The sequence below is a fragment of the Hymenobacter cavernae genome (genome assembly GCF_014641455.1).
GTDB lineage: Bacteria > Bacteroidota > Bacteroidia > Cytophagales > Hymenobacteraceae > Hymenobacter > Hymenobacter cavernae.
Genome location: NZ_BMHT01000003.1, coordinates 680,540 through 696,215, shown reverse-complemented (window position 1 = coordinate 696,215; position 15,676 = coordinate 680,540). Strand labels below are relative to the sequence as shown.

Sequence of the window (15,676 nt, the reverse complement as noted above, 5' to 3'; positions counted from 1 at the left end):
GACGCATGGCTGAGCCGTCTCTGACAGTTTTTATTTTTCTCTACGACTTTTTATGTCCGATTCTGCCTCTGGCTTGGCCCAGAAACTCGCCAACTTCGACCCTAATGCTCTCGGCGATGCAGCAGGTGGTTTGTACGGTTTGCCCTTCACAGTGGAAGAAGCGCAAGTAGTAGTAGTACCTGTACCGTGGGAAGTAACTGTATCGTACCGGGCTGGTACGGCGCAAGGCCCCGAAGCAATTCGGGAAGCTTCGCTACAAGTAGATCTTTACGATCCGGATATTCCCGACGCTTGGCGCCTAGGTTTGGCGATGGAAGAGGAAGACGAGCAGTGGTCAAAGAAAAGTCAGGAACTGCGTGCGTTTGCGGCCGATTATATCGGGTGGCTCGAAGCTGGGCAGCCCGCTACAGATGGGGCCGGGTTTGCGGATGTGCCAGCCCGTGTGACAGCCAGTAGCACGTCATTGCTAGGTTGGCTGAAGCAGAAAACCGGCGCTTACCTTGATGCTGGTAAAGGCGTGGTGGTGTTGGGCGGCGACCATAGCACGCCCCTAGGTTATCTGCACGCGTTGGCCGAGCGCCACGAAGAGTTTGGTATTCTGCAATTTGATGCGCACTGCGACTTGCGGCCGGCCTATGAAGGCTTTCAGTACTCGCATGCCTCCATTATGTACAATGCCTTGCAGCTGCCCCAGATCAAGAAGCTGGTGCAGGTAGGCATCCGCGACTATTGCCAGCAGGAAGCCGAGTTGGCGGAGCGGAGCAACGGGCGCGTCATCATGTTCACGGATCGGTTTCTGCGGGAGGAGATGTACGGCGGCAAGTCGTGGCGGAAGGAGTGCAAAAAGATCATTGCGCAACTCCCACAGAAGGTGTACATCAGCTTTGATATTGACGGCCTAGACCCGAAGCTATGCCCTGGCACCGGCACGCCCGTACCCGGTGGATTAGAGTTTGAGCAGGCTTTGTATCTGATCCGCATGGTGGTGCGCTCGGGTCGGCAGATCATTGGCTGCGACCTGAACGAGGTAGCCCCCGGCGATACTGACTGGAATGGCATTGTAGGCGCCCGCTTGCTGTATCACCTGTGCAACTGGATGGCAGTGTCGCAGGGACGACTGCGGGCACGAGAGTTGGAAAAATAGGCAGGATCAACATAAACCTAGGTTTTGCGTATCGTTGTCCGGCTGTTGTACGCCAACATTCTCTCCTAACCTAATTGCACCATTCTCATGGGTTTCATCCTCAAGTTCATTCTGACGGCCATTATCACTTATGCCCTAGGTAATTTTCTGCCGGGCGCGCATCTGGAAGGGTTTAGCGATGCCATTTTGCTCGTGCTCGTACTGGCTGTGCTCAATGCCGTTCTAAAACCCATTCTCAAGATTCTGGGCTTTCCGATTACGGTCCTGACCCTAGGTCTTTTCTTGCTGGTTATCAATGCCGTTATCGTGTTAATAGCGGCTGCGATTTTGCCGGGCTTCAAACTTGATGGATTCCTCGCTGCCGTGCTGTTCAGCATTGTGTTGTCCCTTGCGACGTCGGTAGTAGATATGGTAACTACCTAGGTTGCCGCCGAAAACAAAGCACAAAAAAGCCCCGCCTTTCTATAAGGCGGGGCTTTTTTGTGCTTGATAAATAGAGCTTTACTTTACAAACGACGAATCTGCGCACCTAGGGCGTTCAGACGCTTGTCGATGAACTGATAACCGCGGTCTATCTGCTCGACATTTTCAATTACGCTGCGGCCTTCAGCGGAGAGAGCCGCAATAAGCAAGGCTACACCAGCCCGAATATCCGGCGAGGTCATCGTGATGCCATGTAAGCGGGTGCGCTTGTTCAAGCCGATGACTGTTGCGCGGTGCGGGTCGCAAAGGATAATCTGCGCGCCCATATCGATCAGCTTGTCAACAAAGAACAGGCGCGACTCAAACATCTTCTGGTGAATGAGTACTGTGCCTTGTGCCTGCGTTGCTACGACCAAGATAACGCTAAGCAAGTCGGGCGTGAGGCCCGGCCACGTGTGGTCGGATACCGTCAGGATACTGCCATCGAGGTAGGTGGCAATTTCGTAGTGGTCTTGGGCTGGAATGAAGATGTCGTCGCCGCGAAACTCCAGCTGAATACCTAGCTTTCGGAAAGTGTCCGGAATCAAACCTAGCTCCTGAATCTGACAGTCTTTGATCGTGATTTCGGAACCCGTCATGGCGGCTAGGCCAATGAAGGAGCCGATTTCAATCATGTCGGGCAGCATCCGGTGGTCGGTGCCGCCGAGGCTCTCCACACCTTCAATCGTCAGCAGGTTAGAGCCGATGCCGTTGATTTTAGCACCCATGCGCACCAGCATTTTGCAGAGCTGCTGCAGATAGGGCTCACAGGCCGCGTTGTAGATGGTCGTGGTGCCTTCTGCCAGCACGGCCGCCATCACGATATTAGCCGTACCCGTTACAGATGCTTCGTCGAGCAGCATGTACGTGCCTTTCAGGCCATTCGGCGCTGAGATGCGGTAAAAGTCATTTCCTTCCAGCGTGAGCTGGCCGCCCATCTTCTCCAAACCTACAAAGTGCGTATCCAAGGGCCGACGACCAATCTTGTCGCCGCCTGGTTTTGGTAATTGGCACTTGCCAAACCGCGCCAGCATAGGACCTAGGATCATAACCGAACCACGCAAAGCCCGGCCTTGGGTCACAAACTGCTCTGAATCAAGGTAGTTTAGGTGAACGTCATCAGCCTGGAAGCGGTACGTGTCGGGTGAAAGCTTACCAACTTTCACGCCCATGTCGCGCAACAGTTCAATTAGCTTATTGACGTCGCGAATGTCCGGAATGTTGGAAATCGTGACGGGTTCCGACGTGAGCAGTACGGCACACAAAATCTGAAGCGCCTCGTTTTTAGCGCCTTGTGGTATAATTTCTCCTTTAAGCGGGGTGCCGCCGATTACTTCAAAACAAGCCATTGATCTTGAGCTATTAGCTTTCAGCTGCTAGCTTTTAAAATTATGAGGAACGGGAAAACTAAACTGGATAATAGCTAACAGCCAGTAGCTAACAGCTGGCAGCTTTCCGAGTTACTGTGGGGGTTGTTGAGGTTCTTGGCGCTTCTTGCCGCCCCGGCGCTGCTTGTCGCGGCGGTTGTTGCCATTGCCGCGGCGCACTTCACGGTCGCCACGCTCGGGCCGTTCGTTGCGGTCGTTGCGCGGCTGAGGCACGATAAAGGGGGCCGGTCGGCCGGTCGTGGCAAATTCAAAGAGGTTCTGCGCTTCTACCTGAGCCGGATCTAGCTCCAGCTTGCCTCCGGAAAGCTCTTTCAGGTGTTTCAGAATCGTGATGTCCTTGGCGTTTTCCTTGTTGTGGGAGCGGTACAAGAACTTCATCGTGCGCCCAATGGCGATGGTGGCTTGTTCGCGCTCAGCCGGATCTTCGAGGGTTAAGGCCTTCTCAATCAGTAGCTCCACGCTGCGGCCGTATGCCTTCAGCTTCGGGGAGCCTTTGGGATAAGCAACGCTCTCAGGATCTTTCTCAAGGTCTAAGCCCTTGAGTGGGAAGGGGCTATCTACGTCCAGGTCCTCGTCGGCCATCACAAACAGATGGTGCCATACTTTCTGCTGCGCGTCCGGCTGGTCGCGCAAGCTAGGGTTGAGGCGGAAAATAAGCTGTACAATCTGCTGGGCGCGTCGGGTGCGCTCGGCTTTGTCCTCGATGGTGCGCAGGGTTTGCACCAGTTCGTAGGTACTCTGGCCATATTCACGCAGCAGCAGCTCGTTTTTATAAGGGGAGGGAAGGTATGTCATCTAAAAAGAAGGAAAGACCTAGCTTTCGCTTGGGATGAAGCGCAGCCAGATCCTAGTTGTAAATATAGGCAGAACCTGATGGATAAAGGCTCTGGCAAGCTAGGTTGAGCGGGCACTTAGAGCACCCGCAACTTAGCAAAACTCAGCAGCAAGGTCTTCTCGCCAACCTCTTCAAACTGGATAATAGCCTTGGTAGAACCAGCTTGGGTTTCGAGCTTAGCCACCGTGCCAAAGCCGAATTTGGGGTGCTCTACGCGTTGCCCGGCAGCAAGGTTGGAAGTGTCACTGGGTTGAAAATCAGCAGGTGGCGTGTAGCCTTTTGCTACCGTCTTACGGGGAGCAGGGGGGATGAGGTTGCTGCGCCGCTCCAGCACGTGGCCGAACGGCGACTCGCCCGCGCCCGGACCGGAGCTGGCCGAGAACTTGAAGTCGACAAACTGCGGGTCAATTTCGTCCAGAAAACGGCTTTTCTCGCAGCTGCGCAGGTTGCCCCACTGATAGCGCGAGGTAGCGTAGCTGAGCGTCAGCTTCTTCTCGGCCCGCGTGATAGCCACATAAAACAAGCGGCGCTCTTCCTCTAGATCGGCGCGCGATGTAATCATCATCTGCGACGGGAAAAGGTTTTCCTCCATGCCCACGATGTACACGTTGCGGAATTCCAAACCCTTGGCTGAGTGAATCGTCATCAGGGTCACCATTTCGCCGTCTTGCTGGGCATCTTTGGTGTCGGCGTCGGTGACGAGGGCAATGTCTTGCAGGAAGGAAGCCAGCGACTTGTCCTCGCGTTCCGGATCATCGACGTACTCTTTGATACCGTTGAGCAATTCCTGAATGTTCTCGTAGCGCGACAGTCCTTCGATGCTCTTATCAGCGTATAATTCCTCGATCATGCCGGAGTTCTTGGCAATGAACTTGGCCGCTTCGAACGCGTCTTCCTTGCCTGCTACTACCGTGTAGCTCTTAATCTGCTCCGCGAAACCAACCACCGGATTGGCTACCCGCGTGGGCAAGAACTTGTCGGCATTGCTCACCACTTCCCAGATGGTGTGGTTCGACTCTTCCGCAGCGTTGATGAGCTTGCTTATCGTCGTGTCGCCGATACCCCGTTTTGGGTAGTTGATAACGCGCCGTAAGGCCTGCTCGTCGTTCGGGTTCACCGTCATGCGCAGGTAGGCCACTAAGTCCTTGATTTCCTTACGCTGGTAGAACGACAGGCCACCGACGATTTTGTACTTGATGTTGAGCTTGCGCAACGCTTCTTCCATCGCCCGGCTTTGGGCGTTGGTGCGGTAGAGGATAGCGAAATCATCGTAGGACAAATGCTGGTTCATCTTGTCCTCGTAGATCGAGTTGGCCACCAGTTTGCCTTCCTCGTTGTCGGAGGCCGCCTTGATAACCTCGATTAGCGTGCCTTCCTCATTCTCCGAGAAAACGTCTTTGCGCAGCTGAGCTTTGTTGTTCTTAATGACCGAGTTAGCCGCTTTTACAATGTTCTTGGTAGAGCGGTAGTTTTGCTCTAGCTTGAAAACTTGCAACTCAGGATAGTCTTTCTCGAAGTTGAGAATGTTGCTGATATCGGCGCCACGGAAGGCATAAATGCTTTGCGCGTCGTCACCTACCACGCAGATGTTACGCTCCTTGGCCGCCAGCTTGCGCGTGATGAGGTACTGCGAGTAGTTCGTATCCTGATACTCGTCGACCATCACGTACTTGAAGATGTTCTGATACTTGTTCAGCACATCCACATGGTCCTTGAAGAGCACGTTGGTCTGATAGAGTAGGTCATCGAAGTCCATGGCGCCGGCCTTGAAGCAGCGCTGGGCATATTGCTGGTAAATAACGCCAATCTTAGGTCGTAGCGCCGCCTCGTCGTCCTGGCGAATAACCGGGTCGTTAAGGTACTGCTGCACCGAAATCAGCTTGTTCTTGGCCGCCGAGATTCGACCTAGCACCATGCTAGGTTTGTAAAGCTTATCATCCAGCTCCAACTCCTTCACAATCTGCGACACCAGCGTTTTGCTGTCCTGCGTGTCGTAGATCGTGAAAGAGCGCGGATAGCCAATCTTGTCAGCCTCCGAGCGTAGGATACGGGCAAATACCGAGTGAAAGGTGCCCATCCACACGTTCTTGGCATCCGGGCCGACCACTTTCTCGATACGGGCCCGCATTTCTTTGGCCGCCTTATTGGTAAACGTCAGGGCCAGGATGTTGAACGGGTCCACACCTTTTTCCAGCAGGTGCGCAATGCGGTACGTGAGCACGCGCGTCTTGCCCGAGCCGGCGCCCGCGATAATCATGCAAGGACCCTCGGTGTTCATCACCGCGCCCGCCTGGGAAGGATTCAGTAAGTTGAGATAATCTAGTGCCATTCTTCAGTATACAACCAACACTGCTGCTTGAGCAAAGGTAGAGCTTTGACAGTGGAAAGCCGAGTAGCTGCCAATCAGCAGCCTGCGCTTTTCGAAAACGGTTTTGGCGCCGCTTTGGTGCCTTTTCCGGCGCCTGCCTGCGCTGAGTAAACGGGTATCACACGCCGTAGTCAGCCAAGGTGCTTAAAAGCATGAGCCATGCTTGCACGAACAAAGTTACGCAACGAAAATGGGCTTGCTGTTTTCCCGCCAAAACCTACTCACCTTTGTTCATTCGAAAGCTAGCCTTTCTCATTACGTGTAGCGCATGGCAGAGAGTAAACAGCCCCACAACACTCAACATAAAGTAGATTCATCGACGCCGAACCTAGGTATTCTGTGCCTATCGCGGAGTTGGGGTGGGTTGGAAATTAATACCGTCAAACTAACGCGGTGGATGCAAGCCAGAGGTTGGCAGATCACCCTGTTTGCGCCGCCCGATTCCCCGGCGTTAAAGCAAGCACAGCAGGAAAACTTGCTGGTTCAACAGCTGAGTAGTCGCTCGAAGACCTTTAGCCTAGGGGCCGCCCGCCAGATGTCAACGTACCTGCGCCAACAGCAGATTCGGGTGCTCATCGTTACCCAGAACCGCGACCTAGGTTTGGTGAGCTTAGTAAAGCTGCTCATGGGCAAGCAGATACATCTTGTCTATCAGCAGCACATGCAGCTAGGTCCTCCCAAGCGGGACTGGTTTCATACCCTGCGCTTTCGAGTCCTTGATGCCTGGCTTTCCCCTTTACCCTGGCTAGCAAAGCAGGTTACTGAGAAAACCCGCTTCGATCCGGCCAAAGTCCATGTGGTGCCGCTCGGCATTGAGTTGGCTAGCTTCATTGATCCAGGCCTGACGAAAGCCGCTGCTCGTGAGCAGCTAGGTTTACCGGCCACCAGCACGTTGCTAGGGCTGCTCGGTCGCCTTGATGACGGCAAGGGCCAGGACTTCGTGATTGAGGTAATTCAGCAGCTACGAACGCAGCATCAGCGAGCGGTAGAGCTGGTGTTGATGGGGGAACTTACTAAAAATGAAGGAGATGAATACCTGGCGAAGCTGCACCAGCTAGTACGAGACTACAACCTGGAGCAAGTCGTCCATTTTCGCCCCTTCAGCGCGCAAACCGAAGTTTTCTACCGAGCTATTGATGTGTTCGTGATGGCTTCCACAAACGAAACCTATGGTATGGTGACGATTGAGGCTATGGCGGCCGGTCTGCCGGTGCTAGGTACCCGCATCGGTGGCACCGCCGAAATCATCAAAGACGGCCAAACGGGCCTGCTCTATCCGGTCGGCGATACGGAAGCCTGCACGCAAGCTGTTTTACGTTGCCTCAACAATCCGGCGTGGGCACAACACCTAGGTCAGGCAGCCCAGCAAGAGGCCATCCGGGAGTATGCACACGAGCGCCAATGCGCGCTAACGGAACAGATTATCCGAAGGGTGACTTCGTCAGAGTAACTGAGTAGTGATGTTCAACGATTTACTCAGTCACTCTTCTGTATCTTTGTAGTCCGTTTGTCTGCAATACCATGATTATCATTCAAAATACCGTCATTTCCGACGACATCCGTGACAACTTCTTTGTCTGCAACCTGGAAGCTTGCAAAGGCGCTTGTTGCGTCGAAGGCGACCTAGGTGCTCCTTTGGAGGAAGAGGAGCTAGCTATTCTGGAAACCGAATACGATAAGATCAAGCCGTTTCTCACCGAAGCTGGCCGGGAAGCTATTGAAGCACAAGGCCTTTACATCAAAGACTGGGAAGACGACTACAGCACGACTACGATCAATGACCGGGAGTGTGCCTATGCGCTTTACGATGAGCGCGGCATCCTGAAGTGCGGCATCGAGCAAGCGTATTTGGCTGGTGCTACGAGCTTCAAAAAACCCATCAGCTGCCACCTGTACCCGATTCGCATCACCAAGTACGAGGACTTTGAGGCGCTGAACTACGACCGTTGGAACATCTGCAACCCGGCTTGTTCATTCGGCGCCAACCTAGGTGTGCGGATTTATCAGTTTCTGAAAGAGCCGCTTATTCGCAAGTACGGGGAAGGTTGGTACGGCGAGTTGGTGCAGGAAATTGAGAATCCAGTAGGCTCTTAAATACCTGACTAAGTGCTTAAAATGAAAAGGCCAGCTAATATTAGGTGGCCTTTTCATTTTAGAAGAACGAGAATTCTACAGCACCGAGAAGTCAAACGACTCCAAGAACGCTGTTGTGAAATTGCCAGCGCGGAAATCTACGTTGTCCATCAAAGCTAGGTGGAAGGGGATAGTGGTTTTTACACCTTCTACCACAAACTCGCTTAGCGCACGCTTCATCTTCACGATGCACTCCTCGCGGGTTTGTGCTACTGTGATGAGCTTAGCAATCATCGAGTCGTAGTTCGGCGGGATGGTGTAGCCAGCATATACGTGCGTATCAACGCGCACGCCGTGACCACCGGGAATGTGCAGCACGGTGATTTTGCCGGGCGACGGACGGAAACCATTCGAAGGGTCCTCGGCGTTGATGCGGCACTCCATGGCGTGCATTTGGGGGAAGTAGTCTTTACCCGAAATCGGCACCCCAGCCGCTACTTTAATCTGCTCTTTGATAAGGTCGTAGTTCACGACTTCCTCCGTAATCGGGTGCTCAACCTGAATACGGGTGTTCATTTCCATGAAGTAGAAGTCGCGGTTCTTATCAACCAGGAATTCGATGGTACCCACGCCTTCGTAGCTGATAGCCTTGGCACCAGCTACGGCAGCTTTGCCCATCTTTTCGCGGAGCTTATCTGTCATGAAAGGAGAAGGGGTTTCCTCCACCAACTTCTGATGACGGCGCTGAATAGAGCAGTCGCGCTCCGAAAGGTGAGCCGCGCGGCCGTACTGGTCACCTACGAGTTGGATTTCGATGTGGTGCGGCTCTTCCACATACTTTTCCAGGTAGATGCCATCGTTGCCGAAAGCTGCCTGTGCTTCGGTGCGGGCACTGTTCCAGGCCTTTTCAAACTCTTCATCGTTGCGCACGATGCGCATGCCGCGGCCACCGCCACCAGCCGTAGCTTTCAGGATGACGGGGTACTTCACTTTGTGCGCTACTTTCAGGCCTTCCGCAATGGACTCAAGCAAGCCGTCAGAACCGGGAATGGTAGGCACGCCGGCTTTCTTCATGGTGGCCTTTGCCGAAGCCTTGTCGCCCATCGAGTTGATCATCTCCGGGGTGGCACCGATGAACTTAATGCCGTTTTCCTGGCAGATGCGCGAGAATTCCGCGTTTTCGCTCAAAAAGCCATAACCAGGATGAATAGCATCGGCATTCGTGATTTCGGCGGCGGCAATCAGCGTCGGGATATTGAGGTAGGACTGCGCCGAGGGAGGCGGGCCTATGCACACCGCTTCGTCGGCGAAGCGTACGTGCAGGCTTTCCTTATCGGCTGTCGAGTAAACGGCTACCGTCTTGATACCCATCTCCTTGCAGGTGCGGATGATGCGCAGCGCAATTTCGCCCCGGTTGGCAACTAATATTTTCTTGAACATTGGGATCTTAGGGTCTTAGGAACTTGGGGTCTTCGTAAAAGAGAAAAGGGCCTCGGGAACCTAGGGGTGGTTTTGTGCAAACCCAAGACCCTAAGCTACCAAGACCCCAAAACCCAAAATTACATCGGCTCGATCAGGAAGAGCGGCTGGTCATATTCGACCGGGTTGGCATTCTCCACCATCACTTTCACTACGCGTCCTGATGTTTCGGCTTCTATCTCGTTGAACAGCTTCATGGCCTCGATAATGCAGATTACCTGACCCTGTTCTACTAAGTCGCCTACGTTCACCAGCGCCGGGCTGTCGGGGCTGGCTGCCCGGTAGAAGGTGCCAATCATGGGCGACTTGAGCGGCACGTAATTGTTGCTGGCGGGAGCAGCAGGTGCGGCCGCCGCCGCTGGGGCAGCAGGAGCCGGCGCCGCAGCCGCCGGGGCAGGAGCAGCCCCGGCTGGTGCTGGCGCCGCCGCCGCACTGATTACGGGCTTGTAGCTAGGCTCGCGCTGCACCGAGATTTTGAACTCCTCGGTTTCAATGTTGACTTTGTTCAGACCCGACTTGGCGATAAAGTCGATCAGATCCTGGAGTTCTTTTGCTTTCATAGCAGGCTGCTTCTGCGGGGAATTATTTGACTCGTTCGACATAAGAGTAGTCACGCGTATCTACGCGGATTTTCGTGTCTTGCTCGATAAACAGTGGCACCTGAATACGGGCTCCTGTTTCCACTGTTGCCGGCTTGAGCGTATTAGTGGCAGTGTCGCCGCGTAGGCCGGGCTCGGTGTAGGTTACCATCAGCTCTACGAAAGGCGGCAGCTCAGCGGTGAGAGGCTGTTCGGTTTCGGCGTGAAACAGAATCGTAACCTCTTGTCCGTCTTTCAGCAAATCATGAAAAGGCACCATCGACTCGGGCAGCGTTACTTGCTCAAAGTCAGCGTTGTTCATGAAGTTGTAGCCATACTCGTCTTTGTACAGGAATTGGTGTGGGCGTTGCTCCACGCGTGCCGTCGTCACTTTTACACCTGCGTTGAAGGTGTTGTCGATGACCTTACCGGTTTTGATGTTGCGCAGCTTGGTACGCACGAAGGCAGGGCCTTTGCCCGGCTTTACGTGCTGAAATTCCGTGATAATGTACAAATCGCCGTTGTACTCAAGGCAGAGGCCGTTTTTAAAATCTGCGGTGGTTGCCATTTATAAGAATGTTGAATTTTAAGTTTTGAATTTTGAATTAGAGTCTGAAAGCTGAATAGATAGGATTGCAGAGACCTGATAATTCAACACTCAACACTCAACACTCAGCATTCAAAATTAAAAAGAAGTGCCGTCCCGTAAGATGGCGGGGCGGCACAACGGGAGTGCAAGTATAGAGGTTTTCCGCGTTTAGCCCATTACGTGAGCCGATTGCGGATCAGGTTTTGGGTCGTAAGCCCATTTAAGGTACAAAGCGCCCCAGGTAAATCCTCCTCCAAACGCAGCAATGATCAGGTTGTCTCCTTTGTGAAGCTTCGACTCATAATCGGCTAGGCACAGCGGAATGGTACCGTTAGTGGTGTTGCCGTAGCGGTGAATGTTAAGCATCACTTTCTCTTCACCCACACCCATGCGGTGCGCTGTGGCATCAATGATGCGCTTGTTGGCCTGGTGCGGTACCAGCCACGCTACGTCGTCGGCGGTAAGGCTATTGCGCTCCATCACCTGATGAGCCACATCAGCCATGTTCTTCACCGCAAATTTAAACACCGTAGCACCTTCCTGATGCACATAATGCTCACGGTGAGCGACCGTCTCAGCTGATGATGGCCGACGGCTGCCACCGGCTTTCTGGTGCAAGTAGGGCTCGCCATTACCATCAGAGCACAAAACCTGGTCCTGCAAACCTAGGCCTTCGGTGTTCGGCTCGAGCAAAACAGCACCGGCGCCATCACCAAAGATGATGCACGTAGCCCGGTCAGTATAATCAATGATGCTCGACATTTTGTCGGCCCCGATTACAATTACTTTTTTGTAAGCGCCCGTCTGAATGAACTGAGCTCCAGTCGTCAACGCGAAGATGAAGCCTGAGCAGGCTGCCTGCATATCGAAGCTAAAGGCGTTGTTGATGCCTACAGCTGCCGAAATTATATTAGCAGTAGCTGGAAATACCAGATCAGGCGTAGTAGTAGCGCAGATAACTAGATCTATTTCCTCGGGCTTGGTACCCGTTTTTGCCAGCAGCTGTTCTACTGCCTTCACGCCCATTACGGAAGTGCCTTGGTTCTCACCCTTTAGAATATGGCGCTCCTCAATACCCGTTCGACTAACAATCCACTCATCGGTGGTTTCTACCAGCGTTTCGAGTTCCTTGTTGGTGAGGATGTAATCGGGCACGTAGGCGCCCACCCCAGTAATGGCGGCGGTAATTTTCATTGAGGGCGCAAAAGCAGCTTGCAGGTAGGAAAACTCCTACCTGGCTCAGGACTTGAAAGTAGATTTAATCTGATCCGCGATACCGGATTTAGCCATTTGGTAGCCTTGCAACAGCATGTTGCAGATAGCCTGAGGTGTACTGACGCCGTGCCCAATAATAGCATTGTCATTAATGCCTAGAATTGGACTTCCTCCAATAGCTTCGTAGTTGAACTTGTCGAAAAACGGGTCATGCATCTGTTTCTCAGCCAAGATGTCGTAGATCGACTCGGCCATCTTCAGAATCACATTACCCGTATAGCCGTCGCACACAATAACATCGGCCTTCGAGTTGAATAAGTCGCGTCCCTCAAGGTTGCCAAAGAAGTGAATATGAGGGTTCACTTTTAGCAACTGGTGCGCGGCTTGGGTGATAGCAGTACCCTTACCTTCTTCCTCGCCTAGGTTCATTAATCCAACCGTCGGCTTCTCAATGCCAAGTACATATTGTGCGTACAGCGAACCCAGCTCCCCAAACTGCTCCAACATCTCAGGCTTGCATTCGGCATTGGCTCCTACATCGAGTAGGATGCCGTAGCCACCAGTTAGCTTCGGAACAAAGTTGGCAATTGCTGGCCGCAACACACCGGGCACGGGCTTCACGCTGAACATGGCGCCTACGAGCATAGCGCCCGTATTGCCTGCCGAGCAGAAAGCTTCTACTTCGCCCGCGTGCAACATGCGGTAGCCAACGGCAATGCTGGAGTCCTGTTTTTGCTGATAGGCTTTGGCCGGGTGCTCTCCCATTGCAATTACCTGGCTGGCAGGGGCAAGGAGAAGGCTTTCAGCCGCGGACCCATGCTGCTGGAGCATGGGCCGCACGGCTTCTTCTTGGCCAATAAGCACAATCTGAGCTGAGCCAGCTAGCTTTTCAGCGGCCAGCACAGCGCCATCGACGGCAGCCTGGGGGGCGAAATCGCCTCCCATTGCGTCCAGGGCAATCTTCATGTACGAGGAATCAAGGGGTACGTAGTCGGGAAAGCGAGCCGATGGTAATCGGCAGGGCGGGGATTATTCCTCGTCGGTAGAAGGAGCAGCTGCAGCAACAGGAGCGAAATCCTTAATTGCTACTTTGCCATGGAGGTAAAGGTCGCCGTCTACTACATATGCCTTATGACGCAGGTGGAATTCACCGGTGTTCTGGCAGATGGTAACAGCTTTTGGAGTCAATTTGTCGTGGGTGCGACGCTTGTCGCGGCGGGTCGAAGATTGGCGGCGCTTAGGATGAGCCATGGTTAGGGAATTATAAGTGTTGAGTTTTAAGTTTTAAATTCAAGCTAGGTGTAGCGCCTAGTTCAGGTTCCGAAGGGCATCCCAACGTGGGTCAGTGAAGTTGTCATCATCGTCATCACCTTCTTTTTTGGTGGTAAAGATGAGTTTAGCATCAGCGTCAGGATTTTCGTCAGGCTCATTCTGAAAGCGTGGGTGCAGCTTTTTCATCGGAATAGCTAGCCCTATGTAGTCGAAGAGGTGCTGTGCGATGGGTAGGGTTTGAGTGTCCGGCGTGATTTGCAGCACGTCATCATCTAACTCCATTTCCTGGTCGCCGAAGCGAACTAGTAGCTGGTGTTGCACATCGATAGGCTGGTCGAACTCATCGAGGCTTCGGTCGCAGATTAGCTGTACGGTACCTGTTATGTGAAAATCTAGAGTCAGCAGAAGTTCGGTCTTGGTCAGATCTACGTCAGCGTGGAGTTTGCCGTTCTGAATCAGATTCTGGTCAAACTGCGCAAAAAAATCCGGACCTAGTTCAAACGCGAAATGATGCGTTTTGAGAGCTAGCTTGGCAATTGCCAAATCGTATTGAGGATCCTTTTTCACGGCGGGAATTCGTAATAGGGGGCAAAAGTAGGAAGATTTCCCCGTTTTATAAAAGTGTGAGGGATAATACCAGCCGGTTACGCCTTTTTAAGGATAAACTCGGGGCTGATGCCAAGCCGCTCGTAAAGCTTTTTGGCTAAGTCGAGAGTAATGCGGCGCTTGCCGCTGAGAATCTGCGAAAGACGGCCTGCCGGTACTTCCAGTAATTGAGCAAGATCTTTTTGCTTAAGTCTCAGTTGCTGACGCTTCAGTTCGATCATGTCGACCAAAGTATTCGGCAAGGCAGGCAAAAGCATCAGATGCAGCCGCTCTTCATACGTTTCGATAGCGGAAGTGAGTTGGATTATTTCTCCTGCCTTCTCCTGGTCATCCGCTACGTTGCTCATCATCAACACGTCTAGCTGACGAAGAGCTTCCTTGTATTGTTGCGGTGTCGTGATACTCATAGAAGGAAGCAGACAGAACCTAAATGTCAGCCAATAGATGCTAAAGAGATGCAAAGGTGTAAAAAGAATGGATTTATAGAGAAATAAATTTCGTTTTTGGAAAGAAAATTTACTTGCTGTTGAGCAGTACAGCACTTGTCAAACGAAACTACCCATCAGCTCGTAAAGCCAATGGGTAGTTTTTATATGCGCCAAGTTCTCCTTTATGCCTAGCGTTTTTCAGTGGGCTGCCCCGCTCGTTGCCTCACTAAGTCACAAGCTAGATACAAGGCTTCACGGAAGGAAGTGGGGTCGGCTGCGAATTTACCAGCCAGCCCGTAAGCGGTGCCATGATCGGGCGAGGTACGGATGACAGGCAAACCGGCTGTGAAGTTGACCCCACGCTCAAAGGCGATGGTTTTAAACGGAATCAGGCCCTGGTCGTGGTATAAAGCCAAGGTAGCATCGAAGCTGCGGAACTGGCCCGTGCCGAAGTAACCATCGGCGGGGAAGGGGCCATACACGAGATGCCCATTCTCCAGAAACTCCTGAATGAGAGGCGCTACGGTGTTGTTTTCCTCTGTGCCCAGTAGCCCGTTTTCGCCAGCATGTGGGTTCAGCCCTAGCACGGCCACGCGCGGTTTGTCGATGCCAAAATCCTGCTTCAATGATTGTAGCAAGATGCGCAGCTTCGTAGCAAGCAACTCCTTGGTAATCTTGCCCGGTACGTCTTTCAAAGGCATGTGGCCGGTGACAGTTGCCACGCGCAGCTCTTCGCTGGCCAGAAGCATCAGGCTTTCGGGGGCACCAAAGAAGCTGGTAAGGAACTCGGTGTGGCCGGGGTAGCGGAAGTCGTCGGCCTGGGTGTTTTCCTTGCTGATGGGGGCCGTAATTAGGCCATCGAGCAGACCTAGCTTTAGGTCGCGGCAGGCAGCCAGCAACGACTGACGAGCAGCGCGGCCGGAGGCTTCTGTGGGCTGACCCGGCGTCAGGGCAAAGTCCTCATCCCAGCACGTAACGGCGTTCAGCTTCCCCGGATCAATATCGGCGGCGGCGCGCACTTGACGAAACGTGAGTGGGCTAGCTTGCTTATCAACCGGAAAATCATCGAAAAGCACGGTTGCGGTGCCATACACGACAGGCGTGCAGTACTTGAGCAGGCGGCTGTCGAGAAAGGTTTTGTAGATAATCTCCGGCCCAATGCCGGCGAGGTCGCCGACCGAAATACCTAGGCGGGGCAGGTTGGTCATGAAGTGGTGAAATGGTGAGGTGATGAAATGG

At 53.2% G+C, this 15,676-nt stretch carries 16 protein-coding genes; 4 read left to right on the top strand and 12 right to left on the bottom strand.

Annotated elements, in window-relative coordinates:
• Positions 1 to 52: 52 nt before the first annotated feature.
• On the top strand, positions 53 to 1,144 hold the full coding sequence (locus IEX74_RS11215) for an agmatinase family protein (protein ID WP_188814061.1): 1,092 nt from the start codon (positions 53 to 55) through the stop codon (positions 1,142 to 1,144).
• 87 nt (positions 1,145 to 1,231) lie between these two features.
• Entirely contained in the window at positions 1,232 to 1,567 is a 336-nt protein-coding gene (locus IEX74_RS11210; protein WP_188814060.1) for a phage holin family protein, read from the top strand.
• 83 nt (positions 1,568 to 1,650) lie between these two features.
• Here IEX74_RS11210 and murA read toward each other — a convergent pair whose 3' ends face one another.
• From murA to IEX74_RS11195, 3 genes are all read right to left on the bottom strand, one after another.
• Positions 1,651 to 2,955 (bottom strand): UDP-N-acetylglucosamine 1-carboxyvinyltransferase, encoded by a 1,305-nt coding sequence (gene murA, locus IEX74_RS11205; RefSeq protein WP_188814059.1) that lies wholly within the window; start codon positions 2,953 to 2,955, stop codon positions 1,651 to 1,653.
• A 111-nt stretch (positions 2,956 to 3,066) separates the two neighbouring features.
• A complete protein-coding gene (locus tag IEX74_RS11200; RefSeq protein ID WP_188814058.1) occupies positions 3,067 to 3,789 on the bottom strand; it encodes a DUF4290 domain-containing protein in 723 nt (240 codons plus the stop codon).
• A gap of 116 nt (positions 3,790 to 3,905) precedes the next feature.
• Complete coding sequence (locus tag IEX74_RS11195) at positions 3,906 to 6,158, bottom strand: ATP-dependent helicase (protein WP_188814057.1); 2,253 nt, start codon at positions 6,156 to 6,158, stop codon at positions 3,906 to 3,908.
• A 307-nt stretch (positions 6,159 to 6,465) separates the two neighbouring features.
• On the opposite strand from IEX74_RS11195, the gene IEX74_RS11190 reads away from it, so the two are divergent.
• Complete coding sequence (locus IEX74_RS11190) at positions 6,466 to 7,647, top strand: glycosyltransferase family 4 protein (protein WP_188814056.1); 1,182 nt, start codon at positions 6,466 to 6,468, stop codon at positions 7,645 to 7,647.
• A gap of 71 nt (positions 7,648 to 7,718) precedes the next feature.
• Entirely contained in the window at positions 7,719 to 8,291 is a 573-nt protein-coding gene (locus tag IEX74_RS11185; protein WP_188814055.1) for a DUF3109 family protein, read from the top strand.
• A gap of 75 nt (positions 8,292 to 8,366) precedes the next feature.
• Here the strand turns inward: IEX74_RS11185 and accC are convergent, their stop codons facing one another.
• The 9 genes from accC to pdxA all read right to left on the bottom strand — a co-directional run bounded on the left by accC (position 8,367) and on the right by pdxA (position 15,645).
• Positions 8,367 to 9,710 (bottom strand): acetyl-CoA carboxylase biotin carboxylase subunit, encoded by a 1,344-nt coding sequence (accC, locus tag IEX74_RS11180; RefSeq protein ID WP_188814053.1) that lies wholly within the window; start codon positions 9,708 to 9,710, stop codon positions 8,367 to 8,369.
• Positions 9,711 to 9,829: 119 nt separating this feature from the next.
• Positions 9,830 to 10,309, bottom strand: a complete 480-nt coding sequence (accB, locus tag IEX74_RS11175; protein ID WP_188814051.1) for an acetyl-CoA carboxylase biotin carboxyl carrier protein — start codon at positions 10,307 to 10,309, stop codon at positions 9,830 to 9,832.
• Between the two features lie 22 nt (positions 10,310 to 10,331).
• A complete protein-coding gene (gene efp / locus IEX74_RS11170) occupies positions 10,332 to 10,895 on the bottom strand; it encodes an elongation factor P (RefSeq protein WP_086593220.1) in 564 nt (187 codons plus the stop codon).
• A gap of 189 nt (positions 10,896 to 11,084) precedes the next feature.
• Entirely contained in the window at positions 11,085 to 12,110 is a 1,026-nt protein-coding gene (locus IEX74_RS11165; RefSeq protein ID WP_188814049.1) for a beta-ketoacyl-ACP synthase III, read from the bottom strand.
• Positions 12,111 to 12,155: 45 nt separating this feature from the next.
• Positions 12,156 to 13,097, bottom strand: coding sequence for a phosphate acyltransferase PlsX (gene plsX / locus IEX74_RS11160; RefSeq protein ID WP_188814047.1), 942 nt, complete (start codon positions 13,095 to 13,097; stop codon positions 12,156 to 12,158).
• Between the two features lie 63 nt (positions 13,098 to 13,160).
• Complete coding sequence (gene rpmF, locus IEX74_RS11155; protein WP_188814045.1) at positions 13,161 to 13,382, bottom strand: 50S ribosomal protein L32; 222 nt, start codon at positions 13,380 to 13,382, stop codon at positions 13,161 to 13,163.
• A 57-nt stretch (positions 13,383 to 13,439) separates the two neighbouring features.
• Positions 13,440 to 13,970 carry a YceD family protein gene (locus tag IEX74_RS11150; protein ID WP_188814043.1) on the bottom strand — a complete coding sequence of 177 codons (531 nt, stop codon included), beginning with the start codon at positions 13,968 to 13,970 and terminating at the stop codon, positions 13,440 to 13,442.
• Positions 13,971 to 14,047: 77 nt separating this feature from the next.
• On the bottom strand, positions 14,048 to 14,416 hold the full coding sequence (locus tag IEX74_RS11145) for a helix-turn-helix domain-containing protein (protein ID WP_188814041.1): 369 nt from the start codon (positions 14,414 to 14,416) through the stop codon (positions 14,048 to 14,050).
• A 209-nt stretch (positions 14,417 to 14,625) separates the two neighbouring features.
• Entirely contained in the window at positions 14,626 to 15,645 is a 1,020-nt protein-coding gene (gene pdxA / locus IEX74_RS11140; RefSeq protein ID WP_188814039.1) for a 4-hydroxythreonine-4-phosphate dehydrogenase PdxA, read from the bottom strand.
• Positions 15,646 to 15,676 lie beyond the last annotated feature (31 nt).

Bases quoted from the DNA above. Each gene is read 5' to 3' on its own strand.
- IEX74_RS11215 (WP_188814061.1), top strand. From the start codon at position 53: ATGTCCGATTCTGCCTCTGGCTTGGCCCAGAAACTCGCCAACTTCGAC.
- IEX74_RS11210 (WP_188814060.1), top strand. From the start codon at position 1,232: ATGGGTTTCATCCTCAAGTTCATTCTGACGGCCATTATCACTTATGCC.
- murA (WP_188814059.1), bottom strand. From the start codon at position 2,955: ATGGCTTGTTTTGAAGTAATCGGCGGCACCCCGCTTAAAGGAGAAATT.
- IEX74_RS11200 (WP_188814058.1), bottom strand. From the start codon at position 3,789: ATGACATACCTTCCCTCCCCTTATAAAAACGAGCTGCTGCTGCGTGAA.
- IEX74_RS11195 (WP_188814057.1), bottom strand. From the start codon at position 6,158: ATGGCACTAGATTATCTCAACTTACTGAATCCTTCCCAGGCGGGCGCG.
- IEX74_RS11190 (WP_188814056.1), top strand. From the start codon at position 6,466: ATGGCAGAGAGTAAACAGCCCCACAACACTCAACATAAAGTAGATTCA.
- IEX74_RS11185 (WP_188814055.1), top strand. From the start codon at position 7,719: ATGATTATCATTCAAAATACCGTCATTTCCGACGACATCCGTGACAAC.
- accC (WP_188814053.1), bottom strand. From the start codon at position 9,710: ATGTTCAAGAAAATATTAGTTGCCAACCGGGGCGAAATTGCGCTGCGC.
- accB (WP_188814051.1), bottom strand. From the start codon at position 10,309: ATGAAAGCAAAAGAACTCCAGGATCTGATCGACTTTATCGCCAAGTCG.
- efp (WP_086593220.1), bottom strand. From the start codon at position 10,895: ATGGCAACCACCGCAGATTTTAAAAACGGCCTCTGCCTTGAGTACAAC.
- IEX74_RS11165 (WP_188814049.1), bottom strand. From the start codon at position 12,110: ATGAAAATTACCGCCGCCATTACTGGGGTGGGCGCCTACGTGCCCGAT.
- plsX (WP_188814047.1), bottom strand. From the start codon at position 13,097: ATGAAGATTGCCCTGGACGCAATGGGAGGCGATTTCGCCCCCCAGGCT.
- rpmF (WP_188814045.1), bottom strand. From the start codon at position 13,382: ATGGCTCATCCTAAGCGCCGCCAATCTTCGACCCGCCGCGACAAGCGT.
- IEX74_RS11145 (WP_188814041.1), bottom strand. From the start codon at position 14,416: ATGAGTATCACGACACCGCAACAATACAAGGAAGCTCTTCGTCAGCTA.
- pdxA (WP_188814039.1), bottom strand. From the start codon at position 15,645: ATGACCAACCTGCCCCGCCTAGGTATTTCGGTCGGCGACCTCGCCGGC.